The organism is Mangrovihabitans endophyticus, assembly GCF_014646155.1.
Lineage (GTDB): Bacteria > Actinomycetota > Actinomycetes > Mycobacteriales > Micromonosporaceae > Actinoplanes > Actinoplanes endophyticus.
The window spans coordinates 1-614 of sequence record NZ_BMMX01000157.1 but is presented as its reverse complement, the minus strand read 5'-3'; the positions used below and the strand labels follow the sequence as shown (position 1 = coordinate 614).

2 protein-coding genes are annotated in these 614 nt (G+C 37.0%); both read left to right on the top strand.

The genetic code is table 11. The features are described from left to right. Positions 1 to 285: phosphopantothenoylcysteine decarboxylase domain-containing protein (locus IEY73_RS34690; RefSeq protein WP_229716447.1), on the top strand; the 285-nt coding region annotated here is incomplete at its 5' end. After that, a partial coding sequence (locus IEY73_RS34685) for a hypothetical protein (RefSeq protein ID WP_229716445.1) occupies positions 285 to 614 on the top strand: 330 nt, incomplete at its 3' end. The genes IEY73_RS34690 and IEY73_RS34685, both read left to right, overlap by 1 nt.

Sequence of the window (614 nt, the reverse complement as noted above, 5' to 3'; positions counted from 1 at the left end):
CTGGCTTCTGTCAATCCTAATCAATTCGTTAAAATCGGTTTTAAAGCCGAAGACGATCAACAAAACGCCATCAAAAACGCTCAAAATCTTTTAAAACCTTTTAAAGATAACGGCAAGGATTGCTCCATGGTTGCTTTGAATCTCATTAAAGATTCACGCCCTTTTGGCTCATTAGAGAATGAATTGTGGCTTTTTAGCCATCACAAAACCCAAAAAATCCCTTCTATGAACAAATTAGAAGCGAGCTTTAAAATCCTTGATTTTATCAAAGACAACGCCCTTTAATGCTAGAAGCCCTAAACGCCATAAACCAGCTTAACGCTCTTCATTCCAAAAACGCCGCACACCATTTTAACGCTACCTTACCCATTCTTTTAAAGGTTTTAGAAAAACAAGATAAAGATCTTTTCCTTTTGCAAGTGGGTAATAGGATTATCCCCACCAAAAGCGAACAGGAATTAAAAATCAATCAGCCTTATTTTGCGACCATGCAAAGAAACCAACTGGGCGATATTGTGCTTAAAAATTTAGTGCCTGCCCCAAAAATTTTAGACACATTGGACGATTTGAGTGTTCTTGAAATGAAACAAATCAAAGAAATATTGAGCGCCAAA